Raw genomic sequence first — 19,963 nt, forward strand, 5'->3', positions numbered from 1 at the left:
GCTGTTCGGTCGGTCTCACCGTTCTCCCGGTCCTCGCAGACGCGGCCAAGCTCGGCGCGACGAATGCCGGCCGCCGGAGGAGAGCGACGTGCTCGACAACGAGACGCGGGGGTTCATGCGTGAAATCGCCGGCCGCATTGCTTCAGGGCCGCTCCCTGGGCGGGCGGGCCCCGGCGAACCCCTGACATGGTCCTGGTCTGCACAGCGGTCACGATCGAGCGGATCTTGCGCGCCCAACCGGCCGCCGGCGGTTCCCGGGAGGCCGCCCGACCTCGGAACTGGTAGATCTTGGAAGCAAACGGCCCTTCCAGGGGCCGAAATCTTCCAAGAACTACCCGATCTCCGCTCATCGTCGCGGCGACGATCGGTTTTCGCTGGTGGCGCCGGAGGCGTCGGCCCGAGTAGTCGATCGTGCCCTCGATCTGTGGCAACAGGGCGGGCGCGACGCCAGCAACGCAGCCATGGTTTCTGCGGCACAGAAACTCCGAGATCCGTAACACCGTGCTTGCGAGCTTCCGGCCGCGAGCGGAGGAACTCGATGCCCACCAGCCTGAGCTGTGCTCGAGCGCGATCAGCGGCACGGTGATCACCGCGCGCGGCATTTTGAAGCGCGACCGCTTGACGGCCGAGCGGTACCACGTGCTGATGGAACCGTTCGTGTCCGCCAGCATGGCCACGCCAGAGCATCCTGAGTCAGAAGAGTCTTCGCGCTGATCCGACGTGCCGGTGGTCGATTGCGGGTCGTGGCGGGGTAAGAAGGTGCGCAGGAAAGTCGCGCTCACCGGAAGGACCGTCCCCGATGTCCCTGGAACGACCGATCGCCCCGGACCCGTACGAGCTGCTGCCGACCGTTGCGTCGTTCACCCTGACCAGTGACGACGTGCACAACGGCGAGCCGATGGACGCCCGGCACGCCCACGGCAGCGTCGGCGGGGGGAACGTCTCGCCCCAACTCGCCTGGTCGGACTTCCCCGCCGAGACGAAGAGCTTCGTGGTCACCTGCTTCGACCCGGACGCGCCGACCGGCAGCGGCTTCTGGCACTGGGTGCTGGTCAACCTTCCCGCCTCGGTGACCGAGCTGCCCCGGGGCGTCGACGAGGCCGCCCTGGGCGACGCGTTCAGCGTCCGCAGCGACTACGGCGCGGCCGGTTTCGGCGGCGCGGCCCCGCCGGCCGGCGACCGCCCGCACCGGTACGTCTTCGCCGTGCACGCGGTCGACGTCGAGCGCCTCGACGTGGGCCCGGACGCCACCCCCGCGTACGTCGGCTTCAACCTCGCCTTCCACACCCTGGCCCGCGCGGTCATCCGCCCCACGTACCAGGTCAAGGACTGAGCCACCCGCCCGCGATCTTGCACTTGCGGCCCGCGTCTCGCGGCACATGTCCGGATTGTCCGGGCCGAAAGTGCAAGATCGCGGGGTCGGTCGGGGTGGGGTGGGGGTCAGGCGGGGACGCGGGCTACGGCGAAGACGGACTGGCCGAACGGGGGGCGGACCAGTTGCTCCGCCGCCTTGGTGGCGGGGAGGACGAGGGTGTCGTAGACCTTCACCATCGGGCCCTCCTTCGGCATCAGCCGGAAGACCTTGGTCGCCATGAAGTAGCCGATCAGGCCGAGCGCGTTCGCGTAGTGGATCTTCTCCACGGTCAGGCCGGCCTCGGTCATCGCGGCGGACAGGGTCTTCTTCGTGTACCGGCGGACGTGGCCGGTGGCGATATCGGCGGGGCCCATCGCGAACTGGAACGCCGGCACGATGATCACCACGGCGCCACCCGGCCGGACCAGGTCGCGCATGCTGGCCAGCGCGCTCACGTCGTCCTCGATGTGCTCCAGCACGTTGTACGACACGGCGGCGCTGTAGTCCCCGCGCTCGGAGTGCGGCAGCAGCATCTGCCGGACCTCGATGTTCGGCTGCGCGGCGAGGCGCTCCTTCAGGGCGACCAGCCGGTCCGGGTCGGCCTCGGTGGCGGTGAACCTGGGGAAGTGGTCCGCCCACGCCAGGGCGTAGTCACCCAGCCCGCTGCCGATCTCGATCGGGTTGTCACCGAGGTGCGGGACGGCCAGTTCGACGAACCACCTGCGGTGGTTGACCGCCGTCGCGAGGCCTTCCAGCACCTCGGACTGGACACGCTGATCCCCAGTGATTTCTGCCATGCGTCGATTCCTCACGGTATGACTCGACCTGCCCCGGGACCGACAGAGTGAACCATCCGAAGCGGACGGTGGGGAAATCGGGGCATCGTGGTGGCCGAATTGCGGTCGGGGGTGGGCACGAGATCGGCGGTCGGCGAACCCGGCACATAGTACGCCAGTCCCCAGAAACATGTCACGTCAGCGCCATACCGTGACTACTCTATGAATTGCCATGACTACTCCTCAATCGGACCGGCCCGATGGTGAGCCCGGGGGCGGCGAGGCCGAGCCCCCGGTGCCGGATGTGTCTGACGAGGGGGCGGGCAGGGCCGCGGCGTCCCGGCGGGGGCGCTGGACGGACATCCTCGCCGTGCTCAGCTTCGCGCTGATCGCTTTCTGGGTGACCGTCCGGCTCTGGGTGAACCCGGCGCACGGGGTCCGGGACAACCGATCCGACCAGGCGCTCTTCGAGTGGATGATGGCGCACGGCGCGCGCGTGCTGACCGATTTCGCCTATCCGTTCGGCTCGGACCGGATGAATGTGCCGGACAGCGTCAATCTCATGGCCAACACGTCCGTATTATCCATTTCTCTGCCAATGACGCCGGTCACCGTCCTGTTCGGGCCGCGTACCGCTTTTCTGGTGTTTCTCACCGGCGGCATGATCGCCACCGCGACCGCCTGGTACTTCGTCCTCTCCCGGGTGCTGGTCGGCTCCCGGGGGCCAGCCTGGCTCGGGGCCGGGTTCTGCGCGTTCGCCCCGGCGATGGTCTCGCACGCCAACGCCCATCCCAACATCGTCAGCCAGTTCGTGGTGCCCCTGATCGTCTGGCGCACCCTGCGGCTGCCCGACGGCGGCCGGTGGCTGCGCAACGGCGTGCTGCTCGGGCTGGTGATCGTCTGGCAGGCCTTCATCAACCTGGAGATCCTGCTGATGACCGCCATCGGGCTCGGCGTGGTGGTCGTGGCGCTGGCCCTGGGTCGGCCCGAGCTGCGCCGGCGGGCCCGGCCGTTCCTCGCCGGGCTGGCGGTCGCCGCCGCCCTGGCCGTGGTGCTGCTGGCGTACCCGCTGTACGTGCAGTTCTTCGGCCCCGGCGCGTACGAGGGTCTGTCCGAGCTGATCCGCGGCTACCGCACCGACCTCGCCTCGTTCACCGCGTTTGGCCGGGAGTCGATCGCCGGCGACCCGCGGACCAACCTCAAGTTGGTCAAGAACCCCACCGAGGAGAACGGCTTCTTCGGCTGGCCGCTGGTCATCCTGGTCGGTGCCCTGGTGTGGTGGCTGCGGCGCAGCCCCGTGGTGCTCGGCCTCGCCGCGGTCGGCCTGCTCTTCGCAGTGCTCTCCCTCGGCCGGGAGATCCAGTTCGAGGGCCGGGCGACCGGGATCGCCGGGCCCTGGGCGGCCCTGGAGAACCTGCCGATCCTGCACTCGGTGGTGCCCACCCGGTGGGCGCTGGCGACCGTCCCGGTGGTCGGGGTGCTGCTCGCGTTCGGCGCGGAACGGGCCCGCCGGCTGGCCCGGGAGCACCCGGCCGCCCGCCCGCAGATCCGCTTCGCCACCGCCACCATGCTGACCATGGCGCTGCTCCCCGCGTTCCCCACCCCGTTGCCCTCGGTACGGCTCGACCCGGTGCCCGAGTTCGTCACCTCCGGCGCCTGGCGTCCGTACGTGGCCGGCGGGCGCAGCGTGGTGACCCTGCCGCTGCCGGACACCGACTACCCCGATCCGCTGCGCTGGTCGGCGGCGACCCGCCTGGACCTGCCGCTGGCCCGGGGCTACTTCCTCGGGCCGGATACCCGACCGCGGGCACCTGAGGGGCGGATCGCCCTGTTCACCGCCCCGCCCCGCCCCACCAGCAGCTTCTTCATCACCATCCGGCGCACCGGCCAGGTCCCGCCGGTCACCGCGCCGATCCGGGCGTCCGCGCTGGAGGACCTCCGGTACTGGCGGGCCGGGGTGGTGCTGCTCGGCCCGCACGAGCACGCCGACGCGCTACGCCGGGGGATGACCGAGCTGACCGGCATCCGCCCCACGTACACCGGGGGGGTCTGGGTCTGGGACGTCCGGCCCCTCACGGACTGAGCCCGCCGCCGGCGGACCAGTCCGTGTCAGCGGAGGCAGCAGCCCTGGCAGACCTTCGGCCTGGGCAGGGTGAAGGCCAGGCAGCAGGTGCGACGCTGGACCGTCGGCTCGCCGGCCGGGCCGGGCACCAGCTCGACCAGGTCCGCCAGGTCGAGGGCGTGCAGCAGAGTCTCGACGTGCCGGGTCGCGGGGCCGGGCAGCGCGTCGGCGGCCCGCAGCACGCCGTGCGCGATGCCGGAGGCGACGGAGCCGAGCAGCGTACGGGTGCCGATGCGGACCTCCGCCTGGATGGCGGTGACCAGCGGGGCGAGGTGGGCGTCGAGCAGTGAGGCGCGGAGCACGGCCAGCAGCGCGGCCTCGTCGGCGACAACCCGGACCTCGGGCAGCCCCGCCAGGGCCAGCGGGTCGCTGGGGAGCACCGCGACGGTGGTGGACCGGCGAAGCCCGAGGGTGACCAGCGGGCGGTGGTCCTCGAAGTGGATCAGCACGTCGGCCGGGTCGAGCAGCGGCACCCGGCGGGCCGCCGCCCAGCCGAGCACGGCCGGCAGGGCGACCCAGTAGCTGTACGACTTCCAGGCCAGCGCGGCGCAGGCGTGCGGGGTGCCGCCCCAGAGCAGGGCGGCGGCGTGCAGCAGCTCGGGCAGCCGGGTCCCGTCGACCAGGGTGGTGGCCGGGGCCCAGCCGAACCGGTCGTCGGTCACCAGCAGGCCCGGCGCGAGCCCGGGCAGGTCGTCGGTGCCGAACATGGCACGCAGGGTCGCGGTCACGGGGGCGAGGGGCGTCGTGGTCTCCCGCGTGGGCATCACCGCTGTCACCGCATCTCCCCTCGACCGAAGCTCCGAGCCGTGAACTAAGGCTAGCCTAACCAACGCTTCGGGGGTAGGGGAAGCCCCGGCCTGCGGCGACCGGGAGGCGGCCGTCACTCTGGCGGGCTCCCCGGCCTCGGGGGCGTGCCGGGGCGGTACCCGGCCGGGACCGGGGAAAACGCCGGTCGGCCGGGGCGGGGTCGGGCCGCCGGCGGTATTGACGTTCATGCGTGGATTGTCAAGCCCAGTGTCGACAAGATGCCAAATCCGTGCGCGTTCACGTACGGAAAGTGAAACTGATACTCCCCTGCGTTGAGGAAGCTGATGACGACCTCTCCCATCGAGCGGGCCGCCGACTCGTTCGCGGCCGAACTCGCCCGGCAGCGGACCGAGCGGGGGATGTCCAAGAAGCAACTGGCCACGCTGATGGGCTTCGACCCGTCCTACGTCAGCCACGTCGAGGGACGCCGGCACCGGCCGACCGAGGACTTCGCCCGCCGGGCCGAGGCCGTCCTGGCGGCCAGCGGCGCGATCTGGCAGCGCTTCCGGGAGTACGACGAGCTCCGGCACGGCCGCCCCACCCCGCCCCATCGGGACCACCCCGCCCCCGGCCAGTGGATGCCCCCCGGCACCGGGCTGATCGTGGAGGGCGAACTGGCCACCCTCACCCACACCGACGAGGGCTACCGGTGCGTCATCCGCCGGGAGCTCTACAACGCCGGTACCGAACCGGTGACCCGCTACCTGGTCCGGGTCGCCGTCGACCGGTACCCCAACGACCCCGGCCGGTCGAACCGGCACCACCGGGAACACCCGCTCACCTTCGCCGAGCTGCAACTGCTGTCGTACCGGTACGACGGCGGAGAGCCCGAGCCGATGCACTGGCGGGCCAAGCACGACCGGGACGCGTTCAAGGAGATCTGGCTGCTCTTCGAGAACGACGAGGGCCGCTTCCCGCTCTACCCCGGCGAGCGGGTCACCATCGAGTACGCGTACCGGGTGAGCCGGGAGAAGTGGGGCCCCTGGTTCCAGCGCGCCGTACGCCTGCCGACCCGGCACCTGGCGGTCCGGCTCGACCTGCCCACGGACCTGGCCCCCCAGGTATGGGGGGTGGAGACCTCGCTCTCGTCCGAGGAGGGGCCGCTGCGCCGCCCGATCAGCCGGCACGAGCGCGGCGGCCGGGCGATCTTCGACTGGGCCACCGAGGACCCGCCGCTCAACGCCAGGTACCGGTTGCAGTGGCGGTTCCGCAACCGCCCGCCCGAGTCCGACTCCGGCGGGCCGGTCGGCGGCGGCCGGGTCCGGGCCAGCGACCGGATGCGAGGGCTCGGCATCGTGCAGCGCGGCGCGGACCTGCTGCGCCAGCCCAGCCGCCAGTTCGGCCTGCCGGCCGACGAGGCGACCGCCCGCGACGTGGTCGACCGGCTCAGCTCGGCGCTGGTCCGGCTCGACGAACTGCACCCGTTCAGCAAGGGCGTCGGCATCGCCGCCCCCCAGCTCGGCCTCGCCTGGGCCGCCGCCGTGGTCCGCCCGCCCGACCGGGGTGCCGATCCGGTGATCCTGCTCAACCCCCGGGTGGTCGACTCGTCCCCGGACACCGACGAGCAGTACGAGGGCTGCCTCTCCTTCTTCGACCACCGGGGGCTGGTGCCCCGGCCGCTGCGCATCGACGTGGAGCACGCGCAGTGCGACGGCGGCCGGATGATCACCTCGTTCGAGTTCGCCATGGCCCGGCTCGTCGCGCACGAGATCGACCACCTGGAGGGCCGGCTGTACGTCGACCGGATGACGCCCGGCGTGCCGCTGGTGCCGGTGGAGGAGTACCGCGAGACCGGCAACCCCTGGCGGTACTGAGAGACGAGCGAGGGGGCGGACCGGGTCGCGTGCCCCAGGGGGCGGAGGCACGCGACCCGGTCCTTTTCGGGGGGAGGAAGGTCTTCGTCCGGGCGTCCGGAATGTTCGGCGGCCCGGCCCGGCCCGGCCCGGCGCGTTCGCCGAACGCCGGTACGGCGTCGTGCTACAGCTCACCGAAGGTGTCGTACCGGATGTTCGGAGGCGGCACGTCGTCCCCGGCGAGCGCACGCAGGGTCGCCCGGACCATCCGGGCCGAGCCCGAGACGTAGCAGTCGTGGGCGGTCCACGGGCCGTACCGGGCCACCACCTCCGAGATGTCGCCCCGCTCCCCGTCGAAGTCCGGCTCCGCGCTGCACGCCGGGGTGACCGAGAGCCAGGGGTGGGTGGCCACCAGCGCCCGCAGCCCGTCCAGCGCGTACAGGTCGTCGGCGTGCCGGGCGCCGTAGAAGACGTGCACCCAGCGGGTCCGGTTCCAGTCGGTCAACTCCTCGACCAGCGCCTTGACCGGGGCCAACCCGACCCCGCCGGCGACGCACAGGATGTCCCGCTCGGAGGAGCGGTCCAGGGTCATCGACCCCATCGGCGCGGCGACGCGGAGCAGGTCCCCCGGCCTCGTGCGGCGCACCAGCGCCCCGGACACCCAGCCCGCCCCCGACGGCGTCCGGACGTGGAACTCCAGGACGTTGTCGTCGTTCGGGGCGTTCGCCACCGAGTACGTCCGCCACACCCGGGGCAGGTGCCGGGGGACCTCGACGCTGACGTACTGGCCGGCCCGCCAGGGCAGCGGATGCTGGAGGGCGCGGACGGTCAGGACCGCCGTGTCCGGGCCGTGCCGCTCGTGGGTCAGCACCTCGGCGTGCCAGTACGGCGGGTTCTCGTCCGCCGCCGCCCCGGCCAGCATCTTCTCGACGATCGCCGCGTACGCGTCCCGCCATGCCTGGTCGTACTCCAGGTTCCAGCCGTCCCCGGCGGTGCTGCGCAGCGCGTCCAGCAGGGCGACGCCCATGGTCTCGTAGTGCGCCGAGTCGACGTGGTACTTCCGGTGGTCCCGGCCCAGCGAGCGCAGGTACTCGTCGAAGCTCTCCGGGTCGTCCACCACCTGGGTCGCCGTGACGATCGCGTCCAGGATGCGGTCGCCCTGACCGGTCATCGCCGCCGGAAAGAGTGGGCGCAGCGCGGGGTCGAGGAGGAAGAGCCGGGCGTAGAAATGACCGCTCAACCGGCCCCGGTCCTCCTCGACCAGGGTCCAGCTCTCCTTCAGCAGCTGCGCGACGTTGTCCAAGACGCTCCTCCTCCTGACCGGCGGATCGGGCCCCCATAGAATGTCCACGGAGCGTGTGCACCGGTCGCACAGAATGTGCGATCTCCTCATGCCGCCCCTCGGCCCGTTGTCCCGCCGGCCGTCGGAGTCGGGCACAGTGGTGCGGTGACCGTTGAGCTCAACCGGCCGGCGTCCCGCCGGGTCCTCGGCACGGAGACGCTGCTGGTGCTCGGGCTCTCGCTCGGGCAGTCGGCGGTCTACGCGCTCGTGTCGATCATCGCGAAGCTGACCGCCGACGGGCCGCTGTCGAGGCAGACCGCCGCGCTGAACACCTCCCAGTCGGCCCGCCCCTGGCTCGACCTGACGTACCAGCTCCTCGGCATCGTCTTCGCGCTGCTGCCGGTGCTGCTCGCCGTACACCTGCTGGCGCGCGACCCCGGCGACCCCGTCCGTACCCTCGGGGTGGACCTGCGCCGGCCCGGCTCCGACCTGGCCCGGGGCGCGGGCCTGGCGGCGCTCATCGGCCTGCCCGGCCTGGCGCTGTTCTGGGTCGCCGCGCAGCTCGGCGTCAACGCCACCCTCGTCCCGGCCGGCCTGCCGGAGGTCTGGTGGGCGGTCCCGGTGCTGATTTTCGCCGCCGTGCAGAACGCCGTGCTGGAGGAGGTGATCGTGGTCGGCTACCTGGTCACCCGGCTGCGCCAGCTCCGGTGGCGGCTCGGCGCGGTGATCGCCGCGAGCGCCGTCCTGCGCGGCTCCTACCACCTCTACCAGGGCTTCGGCGCGTTTCTCGGCAACGCCGTGATGGGCGTCGTGTTCTCCTTCTTCTACCTGCGCACCAAGCGGGTGCTGCCGCTGATCATCGCGCACACCCTGCTCGACGTGGTCGCCTTCGTCGGCTACGCCCTCCTGCCGAGGTCCTGGTTCGACTGGCTCTGACGGGCCGCCCCGCAAGCCGACGCCCGCGCCACGCGTCGATTCCGCTCCGCCCGACCATCCCGGCGGGCGCTGCCGTCAGCGGGCACGCGGTGGACGGTAGGCGTCGACCGCCCGCGCGGCCAGCCGCTCGGCGGCGGCCGAGCCGCCCACCGCGGCGGCCAGCACCGCCGCGCCCGGCACCAGCCGGGACGCCACCCGCAGCCCCAGCCACCCCCCGGCCTGCACGGCCAGCGGCGCGGCCAACCGCCAGGCAGCCTCAGCCACCCGGGGCCACGGCTGCTCGACCGGGTCGGTCGCCGCCTCCGCCGCCGCCAACGCCACCCGGGCGCTCTCCGCGTCCGGATGCACCCGGGTCAGCACCAGCAGCTCCACCGCCCGTTCCGGGTCGGCCGGATCCCGGCCGTACGCCGCCGCCAGGTGCAGCACCAGGCCGGCCTGCGTCCAGAGCACCGCCGCCAGCTCCGCGACCGGCGCGAACAGGCCCGCGAGCGCCGCCGTCGCCCCGCCCGCCGCAGCCAGCCGGACGAACCGCCGGGTCGCGAGCCGGGCCAGCCCGTCCGGCGTCGCGTCGGGGTAGACGCCCCGGAGCGACGCCGCCCAGTCGCGCGCCCCCGGCCCCAGCGCCCGGACCGCCGCCAGGGCCAGCAGCTCCGGGGCGAAGCCCGGGTGGTCGAGCACCCGCACGGCCGCCGCCCGCAGGCCGCCCACGTCGGTACGCGCCGACGCCGCCCCCGGCGCCCGGCCACCCGCCCCGGCACCAGCCTCGATGCCTGCGGTCTCCGGACCAGCCATCGAGGGCGCAACTGTCTCGACGGTGACTGTCTCGGGGGTGACCCTCGCGGGGGTCGCAGCCTTCGGGGCCGCAGCCTTCGGGGCCGCAGCCTTCGGGGTCGCAGCCTTCGGGGTCGCCGGCTCCGCTGGGGTGGTGGCCTTTCTCCGGGCGGCGGCGGCCTTCTTCGGCTGGGCGACGCCGGTGGGCTTCTTCGGGGCGGCGGTCTTCCTCAGGGCGGCGGCCTGTCCGAGGATGGTGGTCTCCTCGGGCTCGAAGGCCTTCCTGGGCTCGGACCTTTCCCTGGGCGCGGTGGTCGTCTTCCTCGGCGTGGCGGCCCTCTTCGGCGTGGCGGTCCTGCCGGCCGCGGTCGGAGTGGCGTCCTCCTCGGCCGGGGCCGCACTGGCGGCCTCCTTGGCCGCAGTTGCCTTCAGAGCGGGGGTCTTCCGAGCTGGGGTCCTCCGGGTGGCCCGTGCCCCGGGGGCCGAGCCGACGGCGGTGACGTCCGTCTCAAGAGCCTCGGAACGGGGGCTGCGCGGGGCGACCGGTTCCGACTCGGCCGCCGAGGGGGGTGCGTCGTCGGTGCCGCTGTGTTCCTGACCGTCTTGGCTGGCCGTGCCCCTCGGCGGCTGAGGCGGTTCGGCCGCTTCGGTGGCCGGGACCGGCCGGCCTGCGGCGGATCTGGGGGCCGGTAGCGGCGGAGCTGGCCGGTGGGGATCGGGCGGTTGGAAGAGCACGGTGGGGGCCGCCGCCCGGGCCCGGCGTGGCTGTGGCCTCGTCACGTCTGGAGGCGGGGCGTCGGCGGGGGCCGCAGCGGGATCGGAAGGGACGGGCGGCGTGAAGGCCGCGCGCGGAGGACGGCGGCGGCGCGCGCCCTCACCAGGCTCGCGGCGGGGCGGGTCGCTTGGCGGCTGCTCCTCCATGTCGATGAAGCGTAGCCCTGATCCGGGTGTTCCACACCGGCGAATCGCCTGGGTGGGAAGCGGCGACCACGCGGTCCTCCTCAGGTGCCTTCGCCCCGGCTCCGGTAGTCGCTTTGCTCCGGACGGGTGCGGACCTGTATTCTCGGGCGCGGTGGTCTGCGGGTCACCGAGGAGACTTCGCCTAGTCTGGTCTATGGCGCCGCACTGCTAATGCGGTTGGGGTCTTAAAGCCCCTCCCGGGTTCGAATCCCGGAGTCTCCGCGCGAAAGCCGGTGTGTAGACTGGTCGAGCAGCAAGCGCCCGTAGCTCAACGGATAGAGCATCTGACTACGGATCAGAAGGTTAGGGGTTCGAATCCCTTCGGGCGCACAAGATCACCAGGGGTCTGACCTGCCGGAATGGCAGTCAGGCCCCTTCGCTTTTCTGTCCCTTGTGGACGGTTGGGTGCTCGGTGGGTGCTCGTGCGACGAGCATCCCTCACGTCCGGCTCTGTCCGGCCAGCGGTTGCCCTGTCCGAGTGGGTTTTGATCATGGGATAGAGTGCAGGCTTCCACGCCCCGAACGCCCAAATGCCGGGATGCATCGTGTTCTCCCGACGATGATCCTCGGCTGCTCGGGTGGCTGCCGAGCCGTTCGAGGATGCCGGCCCCAACCCCGGGCAAGATTGCGGGTCGTAGGCCGCTCGCGTTGTCGAGGCCGAGACGTGAATCCGTCGCTACTGCCGCGCACGCGAAGCAGACGTCCAGTTAGGCGGTGGGGGCATGGGGACAGCGCAGTTCCGAGCCGGGCCCACTCCGGCCGACCGGGTGCCAGGCGCTCGGTTCGGAGCGTGCAGGCGTACCCGGGCCTGCTTGTATCCGCTGATCACCGTGGACAGGAGCTGGGCCGGCGGCTCGAGCAGGGTGGCGTCGGCGACGCTGTACCTGCCGAAAATATCATCCGGGCAGGTCAGGCGGCATGTTCGTATTCGTGGAGGATGCCGCCGAGGCGGTCGCGTCGGTGGATGTTCAGGTGGGCGAGCCGGTTCGGATCGGTGATCGGCTCGGGTAGCAGGGCGAGTGGCCGGGCGTTGGCGATGCCTTGATGTGCACGGTGTTCGTTGTAGAAGTTCTCGTACTCGCGGAGCGCGTGTTGTAGGTGTCGCTGGTTGAGGATCAGTGTCTGGTCGAGGAGTTCGCGGCGGCAGGTCCGTACCCAGCGTTCCATGATCGCGTTCATCCGGGGTATCCGTACCCCGGTGAGTATCACGCCGATCCCGGCGTCGGTGAGGATGGTGTCGAACAGTGCCGGGTACTTACCATCTCTGTCGCGGATCAGGTATTTCACCTGGCATCCGGTGTCTTCGAGGTCCATGACCAGGTTGCGGGCGGTTTGGGTCACCCAGGCGGCGGTGGGATGGGCGGTGGCGCCGAGGATCCGGATCCGGCGGGTGGTGTGCTCGATGACGGCCAGGACGTAGAGGCGGGCGCCGGTCAGGGTGGTCGTTTCGAAGAAGTCGGCGGCGATGATGGCGTGGGCCTGGGATCGTAGGAACGCCGCCCAGGTGCTGCTGGTGCGCTCGGGTGCCGGTTCGATACCGGCGTCCTTGAGAATCTCCCAGATCGTGGAGGCGGCGACCTTGACGCCCAGCACGAGTAGTTCGCCGTGGATTCTGCGGTATCCCCAGGTGGTGTTCTCGCGGGCCAGGCGCAGGACGAGTCGGCGGATCGACCGGATCGTTCGTGGCCGTCCGGCCCGGTGTGGCCGGGAACTCCGGGCGTGTCGGCGGGCGATCAGGTCGCGGTGCCAGCGCAGTACGGTCTCCGGGCGGACCAGTAGCCGTAGGTGGTTCAGTGTGGTTCGTGGCAGCGGGTGCAGCAGGGCCGCGAGCCAGGCCCGGTCGGCTCGCGTGAGCCGGGGCCGGTCGCCGTGCAGGTGCCGTTCGAGCACCAGGATCTGGTGCCGCAGCGCCAGGATTTCGGCGTCCTTGTCGCGGTCGCTCATCGGCAACAGCCGCAGCAGGGCCAGAGCGTTGGTCACACCGAGGTACGCCAGTCGAAACAGCACACCCCTATCGTCATGCAGCACACGACGGCGACCACTGCCGCGACTCAGCCCGGCCTACTCCGCGCCAGGACCGGCCGCTCCAATGCTTGGTGATCACGTGGCTGTGGCCAGGGTGGATGGGGCTTTCGGCATCCACAGCGTCGAGACGAGCACGTCGATGATCTGACCATGCTGGTCGACGGCCCGGTAGACGTACCGCCAGATGCCGTTGACCTTGACGTAGGTCTCGTCAACGTGCCAGCGGTCACCAGGTGAGTGGCGAGCGAACCGGGCGGCGTCGGCCAGCAGCGGGGTGAATCGCTGCACCCACCGGTAGACGGTGACGTGATCCACCTCGACACCGCGTTCGACTAGCAGTTCCTCCACGTCTCGGCAGGAGAGGTTGAACCGCAGGTACCAGCGGACCGCCAGAACGATCACCTCGGGCGGGAACCGGAACCCGACGAACGCCGACGACGGCGGGGACCAGGGCCGGACACGAGACGACGACCTCACCGGGCAAGCAGACCACACCAGGCAAGCTGAAATCGATCATGCTTCCGCCCAACGCAACAGATCCGCCGCAGGATGGTGCGAATCCTGCGGGTGCTCAGCCGTTGGTGTCGGCTATCTCTTCGCGGAGGCGGCGCTGCTCGGCCTTACTCAGCGAATTGCCGTCGGTGACGTGTAGCGCCCATGGCGTTGAACAGGGGCCCTCGTGGGCGGTGTCCGGGCAGAGAGTCTCGACCAGACGATCGGCTAAGACATCGACCTCGTTGGCTGAGGCGATCACCGGGATGGTGATCCGCCATAGCTGGGCCCGGCCGTCATCGGTTTCAGGGGTGGTCATACGCGGCATCTCCAACTGTCGGCAAGAGGCCGGTGCCGGCTTAGCAAGCCGGCACCGGCCCTCACATGCAAGCCCGGGTCAGTCTAGGGGACAGTGATCAGGGCCCACATCCGCACAAGCTGCCGTAGGTACCCCGCCAGACCGCGCTGCGGAAGAACAGGCCGCCGGACCATCGGTTCCAGCGGCGCATCCAGTCCGGTGGGTTGCGCTGGTGAATGACGCGTGGCGTGAAGTCGCCGTCGAAAAACTGGCGGATCCGACTCTTCGTACAGTCCACCGCCCGGCAGTGCTTGGTGCGGCAGCCTCGCGGCGCTTGGCTGGACGCGTCCTTCTTGGCGTTCTTGACCGCGTCGCTCTCGGTCTTGCCGCTGCCGGCCCCCCAGACGTAACCCGTGCATTTGGAGTCGTTGCCGACCAACGCGCACTTTGCCTTGCATTTCCAAGCTTGGCCGTCGAGGTCGTACTGGTTGACCGGGTCGGCAGGGTAACCGTACAGGTTTTCGCCGCCGCCGTAGAGCGGATCGAGCGACAGGAACCGACCGATGGCCGGATCGTATAGCCGTACACCCATGATGATCAGCCCGGTGACCGTGTCGCCAGCGCGCTGCTTGGCACCAAGCCAGCCGTACCGGACAGGAGTCTGCTGCGGTCGAGCGTTGCCGTTCTCGTCGTTGTCCAGCGCGACCGGTGGTACCGCCGTGTCCAGCGGCATCAGCAGCGCCACGTCGCCATGAATGTCGGACATCTGAAGCACGGTCTGGCCGGTCTTGCCGGTAGTGGCGGCGAGGTCACCGGCGGCCGACGTGACATTGCGGGTGACCGTACCCGCGCTGTCCTCGACAATCCACCGCGGGTTGTCGCTCTCACTACAGTAGTGGTTGATCTTGGTGCCGACCGTGGTCCATGTGCTGCCGCTGCCGGTCTCGGCGACTGTGGTCCTCACCCTGTGCGCCGGGTCGAGGGTCCAGGTCTGCCGCTTTCCACCGGCGGCCTGCTGCTGCGGTAGGTCGTTGGCGAAGTACGCGACCGTGCCGTTGCCGCTTGCTGTGGTGGCTCGGCCGAACGCGTCGTATACGTACCCGGAGCCGACGAGCCGGTCGGCACTGTCATACGTGTAGCTGGTGATTGCGCCACCGGTCGTTGGGCAGTCGGCGTCCGGGGTTCCAGTCGCGGTCGTGACCGTCTTGCGGTTGCTACGGCCATCGAACGTGTAACCACGACTCACGCAGACAGCGTTCGAGGTGTCCCGGACGCTGGTTAACCGGCCGATGGCGTCGTAGCTGTACTCCTGTCCGGACCAGCCCGTGTGGCTCGTGACCTGGTCGTGGGCCGTCCGCGTGGCCGTGTCGGCGAAGACTAGCGCACCGTCGCTGTCCCGGATGTACGTCCGCTCCACCGCTGAACCGACGGCATTCTCTCGAACATGCAGCGTATAGCCACCGGGCAGCTTTTCCTGAGTCACCGATCCGTCGGCGTCGTACGTCGGCTGGAATGTGCCGGCCACTGAGTCGATGATTCGGGTGGCCAAGCCGCGCGGCTCGGCCGTATGGTCGTATGTATATGTCACTGTCGACGGCACGGTGTCGGACACGTTGGTAGGCCGATTGAGTCGGTCATACTCAGTGGTGGTCCGGCCGCCATCCGCGTCTGTGTAGGACAGCATCCGGCCCAACACGTCGTACACCTTGGTGATGGTGCCCGCAGTCGGCGACACACTCCGTACGGCCCGGCCGGTTGCCGTGTCGTACTCGGTGGTGACGGCGGGCACTGCAGCGCCCGTCCCGCCGGTGGTGGTGACCGTCGACGGACGACCGGCCGGGTCATAGGTGGTGCTGGTGACCCTGCTGGTGCCGTTGGCAGTGTCGGTCACTTTGGCTGGGTTGCCCCACCAGTCGTACTCGGTGGTGCTGGTCGGGATCGCCGCAGGGTTGGTGCCCCCGCCGGTGACCGCGCCAGCCGGTCCGGTTGAGCAGAGCTGGTCGGCCCACTCCGGCCGGTCCTGGCAGGCCCCGCTACCGGTTGCCGACCAGTACGTGGTGATTTGGGTAGCCGAATCTGTGCCGTTGCTGCCTGGTGCTACCTGACGGATGATTCGGCCCTGTGCGTCGTAGTCGCTGGTGCTGGTGACAGCCAGCCCGCCCGGGTCCTTGATCGTCCTGACCGGCAGACCCTTCGCCCAGTTGTAGTCGGTCTGGGTCACTCGGGCTTCGCCGAGTACCGCTGGGTACTGCAGGACCTGGGCGCCCGTGGTCACCTTGGTGACCTGGTCCCGGACCTTGGCCGTGCCGTCGGTGGGGCGACCGGCGTCGAATTGGTTGTCGGTACGGGTGCGGGCCACTGCGGATGAGCCAGCCGGAAGCAGCGTGGTGCCACCATCCTTCAGGTCGGCGGTCAAGTCGATCCGGCGCAGCGGGCCGAGTTCGGTCAGCTGCCGGGTGCCGGTGTCGTTGTAGAGCGACCGGGTGGAGAGCAACTCGGCGCGTTCCGCCGTAGGCAGTCCGGCTATGCCCAGTTCGGCGAGGGCCTCGTGGTCCTCGATGGTGCGGGCGAGCGCCAGCGAGCGGTTCGCCGCAGTCAGATCGCGGACCATGTTGCCGAACCGGTCGTGCTCGGTGGTGGTGACGTGTCCGCCGGGTGCGGCGCTGTTCGACTCTCGGCCAGAGGCATCCAGGTAGTGAACGCTGGCCCGGCCGTAGTCGCCGGCGTCGAGCGAGCCGCCGGTGTGCGCCGAGGGCACCGAGTCCGCCAGGAAGATCGCGGTGGCATCGGTCGGGGCCGCCTTCTGGCCCCAAGACGAGACGTCGGTCGCGCCCATCGAGTACGGCGCCTTCGGCCCGCTTACCGGCACGTCGTAGACGACGCTGGTCACCGCTTGACCATCTACGGTCGCGGTGCTGCCGGCCGCCAGAGTCGGCCGGGTAACCGTGAGCAGCTTGCCGTCCGAATCGTATGCGAAGGCCCAGGGCAGTTCACCGGGTTGAGTGAGTTGGGTGACGTGACCTGCGGCGTCGTACGTGTACTGGGTCTTCACTGCCGGGTTGATCAGCGGATTCCAAGCCTCCCGCAGCCGGCCGGACGCGTCGTACGCGTAGCTCTGCACAGCCTTAGCCGTGGCCGCTGCGGCGCCCGGCTCGGTCGAATAGAGCCGCAACTCTCTTACTTGGTCGAGGTAGTCACCGAGGGTGCCGCCGGCGGCCGTGGTGGCGGTCGCGTAGACGTACTCGAGCACCCGACACCCCTTTGCGGTCGGAGTTTGCCCGCAGGTCGCGGCGGACACCGCAGACGTCGGGCCGACAACCCGCTTGGGCCGAACCACCGTCTTGCCACCTACGAGCACGGCCTCGGAGACCACGGTGGTGGTGGAGTCGGCGAGCCCGTCCAGTTCCGTCTTCTGCAACTGCCAAGTACCGGACTCGGTGGTCGGCTTGGCGAAGACGCTCGCCACGCCGTCCGTGTCGACCAGCGTAAACGTGCCGGTCACGCTGCCGGTGAGGATGAATTCCTCGGCGCCGGGTTCTGGTACCCAGCCAGTCCGCGCGGCGTTCGCGGTGAAGCTGGTCTCATCGCCATCGGCGGACACGAGCATGACGGCGGTGTCGGAGATCGGGCGAATGTGTGTGCCGTCGAACTCCGGAAGCATGGCGATCGTGCCAGCCACCCACTCCTTGCCGAAGATCGGTGCTTGGCCCTCCTGGTTGGCACCCTTGTCTGGGGTGCGCGACGAGGCGGTGCGGGTGGCCGAAAGTGCATGCGCCGACACGTCTGTCTGCGTGATCGTGTAATCACCGGTCAGCAAGTTAACCGAGCCGAGCCCGAGATTCTCGGAGGCCGCGACGTCGGCGTTGCGGTCTACCACCACGGCCAGCGGGTTGCTGCTGCCTGCGGCACCGTTCGGGCCGGCAAAGTCCGCCTTGATCTGGACACTGCCGTCCGGGTCGACCGTGTCGGTAGCGTTCCATACCAGGTTGGACGTTCGGCCGCCGGTCAACGGCACCGGCTGCGCGGCGAGAGGGTTGTCAGCAGCGGTAATGTGCGCAGCTGGGATGACTACCCACGGATCGGCCGCTGAGCGTCGCCAGGAGAACGTGGCGCTGGTGTACTTGGCTGCGTCGGCCTGAGCGACCAGCGGTAGCCGTCGGGCGGTGCGCTCACCCTCGTCCGGTGCGACAAAGCCGCCCGGCCCGACGTTGATCGTGTAGCTGATCGCCTCGGACTTGTTGTCCGCCTGGTCCACCGAGCGGACCTGGAAGGTCTGTTCGCCGTCGCGAGCCGGGCTCACCGGTATGGCGACGGCCGTGGCCGCGCCTCCCGTGGCGACCTTGGTCCAGGCTGAGCCGTCCAGCGACCACTCCAGCCAATTGTGGCCGGCGGCCGGCGGGGTTACCGTGACGGTGCCTGTCTGCCCCACGCCCTTGACCCACTGCCCGGAAGGGTAGTCGGTCGAGACAACGCTCGTGGGCGCCGAGGGCGGGGTGGTGTCTACGGTGAAGGTCTTGAAGGCCGACCATGTGGTGCTGTAATGCGTGCCGTCGTACGGAGAGGTGCGGAACTTGTAGGTCTTGCCGTTGGTCAACACGCCGGCCGGCACGACGACCGAGGCGACCTGGCCGGACGGCACGAACTTCGAAATGTAGTTCGCGCCGACCTGGGTGTTGGTGGTCACGTCGTACACCTGGAAGGTAGCCTGAACCTTGTCACCATTCGAGTCGACGAAGGTGTCCCGTAGCGTCGGAGTGGTTGTGTTCACCACGTAACTGCCGCCGTAGGAGAAGTATGGCGGGCCAGCTTCCTGCTTGGTGCCGGTGCGCGGCCGGTAATTGTAGGTCACGGTCAGCTTAGGCACGTTGGTCGCTGCGTTGCCAGAGTTCACCTGCTTCCACTCACTGGTGGAGGAGGACGGCGCGCGCAGGCCCATGTGCGAACGGCTGTTCTTGGCGCCGGCCCAGGCCGAAACGAGCGTGGTGACATCAGCCGAAATCCAGCCATCGCCGCCGCACTCGGAGCGACCCTTGGTCTGCGTCGATTCGGCCATCTGCTGATACCAGGTCGGCTGGTTGGTCCAGCGGGACGCAGTGGACGGCGCGCCCGTGTCCCAAACCGTCCAGCTTGCAGGGGCACAGCCGGAGTTGCCGGAGTGGAAGTTCCAAAGGTTGACGTCGGCATCCATCACGATCGAGTCGGCGATCGCTGCCGTGTTCCAGGTGATGAACGCCCGGGCCCAGCGAGAACTACCGTCCGGGTTGGTGCTGCCAGGGTTGCCCCAGTACAACTCGGTGTCGGCCGACCAGTCGATGGTTTCGCCCTGCTGCACCCGGGTGTCGAAGACGTTGCCGAGCGCGGCCGTGGTCGGATCGACGGTAACCGGATAACGGGTCGTCGGGTCCGCGAGAAACTTCGCATCCGGCGTCAGCACCAGATCAATCGAGCCGGCGTGCTGAACGACTTTCATGTCGACCGGCACCCTGTGAGTGTGCTCGCCGGAGACCGGGTTGATGGCGGCGTCCCACATCATCGGTGCTGGCATGACCGCGCGCTTACGCGCCTTCGCGTCAGTGAAAAGCAGGCTGCCGTCGGCCTGCTTGGCCGCCTTCAGGCCAGGGGTGCGCAGCGGGAGAGTATATGACCAGTCACCCGCAGCCGGCCGCTGCTTGATCACGGTGTACTGGTCGAAGCCGGTCCGGGTGGCTTCGACGACCACGTCAGCGCCCGGGACGACGTCGGGGTAGGTCACCGTAGTGCCATTCACCATTGGCTCCGGCAAGCCGCCCTTCCATTGCAGGGCGATCTGCTGGTCGCCCTCGCCGAAGGTAACCAGCGGGCGGGCGGCAGCGCTACGAGCCTCGGCCAGCGATCGGGACCGGGAGCCGCCCGGGGCGGCGAACCGCAAGCCCTCTGGGTGCGCCTTCGGGGCGACCGAGCCGTCCGCTTCCTTGCGGAGAGTGAGGTCGACGTCCACCCACTTTCCGTCGCGCTTGAACCGCACAGGTCCGGACGACAGTTCAGAGGTGAGCGAACCGTCCGGATTCACCCATGTGGTTGTGGATTCGTTTCGCTCGGAGAGGGCTTCGACCCGCTTACCGGACAGCCGGGCCAGGAGACGCGCGGACCGAATGTCTGCGGCCTCACTGGCGTACTGCTGCGCCCGGGCTCGAAGGGGTGGTGCCGCTGCGGCTGGCCCGGTGGCCGGCAAAGCGACGCCTGCCAGCAGCAGCAACGCCGGTGCTAGCAGGAAGAATGGGCGGGATAGACGCAACCTCAGCCTCCATTGTCGGTGGTGTGCGACAGGGAGATGTTCACGTCCGGCCGACGAGTACCAGCGAACATGG

Annotated in this window: 13 protein-coding genes, 2 tRNA genes and 1 pseudogene; 7 read left to right on the forward strand and 9 right to left on the reverse strand. The window is 70.0% G+C overall.

Annotated elements, in window-relative coordinates:
* Positions 1-113 precede the first annotated feature (113 nt).
* Positions 114-782 (reverse strand): hypothetical protein, encoded by a 669-nt coding sequence (locus OG559_RS12720; protein ID WP_405115421.1) that lies wholly within the window; start codon positions 780-782, stop codon positions 114-116.
* Positions 783-799: 17 nt separating this feature from the next.
* On the opposite strand from OG559_RS12720, the gene OG559_RS12725 reads away from it, so the two are divergent.
* Positions 800-1,333, forward strand: coding sequence for a YbhB/YbcL family Raf kinase inhibitor-like protein (locus OG559_RS12725; RefSeq protein ID WP_405115423.1), 534 nt, complete (start codon positions 800-802; stop codon positions 1,331-1,333).
* Positions 1,334-1,440: 107 nt separating this feature from the next.
* Here the strand turns inward: OG559_RS12725 and OG559_RS12730 are convergent, their stop codons facing one another.
* Positions 1,441-2,151: a class I SAM-dependent methyltransferase gene (locus tag OG559_RS12730; protein WP_396671998.1), complete on the reverse strand. Its 711-nt coding sequence runs from the start codon at positions 2,149-2,151 to the stop codon at positions 1,441-1,443.
* A gap of 211 nt (positions 2,152-2,362) precedes the next feature.
* On the opposite strand from OG559_RS12730, the gene OG559_RS12735 reads away from it, so the two are divergent.
* Complete coding sequence (locus tag OG559_RS12735) at positions 2,363-4,213, forward strand: hypothetical protein (protein WP_405115426.1); 1,851 nt, start codon at positions 2,363-2,365, stop codon at positions 4,211-4,213.
* A 26-nt stretch (positions 4,214-4,239) separates the two neighbouring features.
* Here OG559_RS12735 and OG559_RS12740 read toward each other — a convergent pair whose 3' ends face one another.
* Positions 4,240-5,016 (reverse strand): IucA/IucC family C-terminal-domain containing protein, encoded by a 777-nt coding sequence (locus tag OG559_RS12740; protein WP_405116620.1) that lies wholly within the window; start codon positions 5,014-5,016, stop codon positions 4,240-4,242.
* Positions 5,017-5,343: 327 nt separating this feature from the next.
* Here OG559_RS12740 and OG559_RS12745 point away from each other — a divergent pair, with 327 nt between their 5' ends.
* Positions 5,344-6,873 (forward strand): peptide deformylase, encoded by a 1,530-nt coding sequence (locus OG559_RS12745; protein ID WP_405115429.1) that lies wholly within the window; start codon positions 5,344-5,346, stop codon positions 6,871-6,873.
* 163 nt (positions 6,874-7,036) lie between these two features.
* On the opposite strand, the gene OG559_RS12750 is transcribed toward OG559_RS12745, so the two are convergent.
* On the reverse strand, positions 7,037-8,155 hold the full coding sequence (locus OG559_RS12750) for a globin domain-containing protein (protein WP_405115431.1): 1,119 nt from the start codon (positions 8,153-8,155) through the stop codon (positions 7,037-7,039).
* Positions 8,156-8,299: 144 nt separating this feature from the next.
* Here OG559_RS12750 and OG559_RS12755 point away from each other — a divergent pair, with 144 nt between their 5' ends.
* Positions 8,300-9,070 (forward strand): CPBP family intramembrane glutamic endopeptidase, encoded by a 771-nt coding sequence (locus OG559_RS12755; protein WP_405115433.1) that lies wholly within the window; start codon positions 8,300-8,302, stop codon positions 9,068-9,070.
* Between the two features lie 75 nt (positions 9,071-9,145).
* On the opposite strand, the gene OG559_RS12760 is transcribed toward OG559_RS12755, so the two are convergent.
* Entirely contained in the window at positions 9,146-9,862 is a 717-nt protein-coding gene (locus OG559_RS12760; RefSeq protein WP_405115436.1) for a hypothetical protein, read from the reverse strand.
* Positions 9,863-9,884: 22 nt separating this feature from the next.
* On the opposite strand from OG559_RS12760, the gene OG559_RS12765 reads away from it, so the two are divergent.
* The 3 genes from OG559_RS12765 (at position 9,885) to OG559_RS12775 (ending at position 11,131) form a co-directional block, all read left to right on the forward strand.
* Positions 9,885-10,439 carry a hypothetical protein gene (locus OG559_RS12765; RefSeq protein ID WP_405115438.1) on the forward strand — a complete coding sequence of 185 codons (555 nt, stop codon included), beginning with the start codon at positions 9,885-9,887 and terminating at the stop codon, positions 10,437-10,439.
* Positions 10,440-10,932: 493 nt separating this feature from the next.
* Positions 10,933-11,023, forward strand: a tRNA-Ser gene (locus OG559_RS12770).
* Between the two features lie 35 nt (positions 11,024-11,058).
* Positions 11,059-11,131: transfer RNA gene (locus OG559_RS12775), tRNA-Arg, on the forward strand.
* 579 nt (positions 11,132-11,710) lie between these two features.
* Here OG559_RS12775 and OG559_RS12780 read toward each other — a convergent pair.
* From OG559_RS12780 to OG559_RS12795, 4 genes and pseudogenes are all read right to left on the reverse strand, one after another.
* Positions 11,711-12,808, reverse strand: a complete 1,098-nt coding sequence (locus tag OG559_RS12780) for an integrase core domain-containing protein (RefSeq protein ID WP_405115441.1) — start codon at positions 12,806-12,808, stop codon at positions 11,711-11,713.
* A gap of 141 nt (positions 12,809-12,949) precedes the next feature.
* A pseudogene (locus OG559_RS12785) lies at positions 12,950-13,303 on the reverse strand (IS6 family transposase); the annotation flags it as partial.
* A 94-nt stretch (positions 13,304-13,397) separates the two neighbouring features.
* Positions 13,398-13,637: a hypothetical protein gene (locus tag OG559_RS12790; protein WP_405115444.1), complete on the reverse strand. Its 240-nt coding sequence runs from the start codon at positions 13,635-13,637 to the stop codon at positions 13,398-13,400.
* A 97-nt stretch (positions 13,638-13,734) separates the two neighbouring features.
* Positions 13,735-19,851: a DNRLRE domain-containing protein gene (locus tag OG559_RS12795; RefSeq protein WP_405115446.1), complete on the reverse strand. Its 6,117-nt coding sequence runs from the start codon at positions 19,849-19,851 to the stop codon at positions 13,735-13,737.
* Positions 19,852-19,963 lie beyond the last annotated feature (112 nt).

Source organism: Micromonospora sp. NBC_01405, from assembly GCF_045040155.1.
GTDB lineage: Bacteria > Actinomycetota > Actinomycetes > Mycobacteriales > Micromonosporaceae > Micromonospora.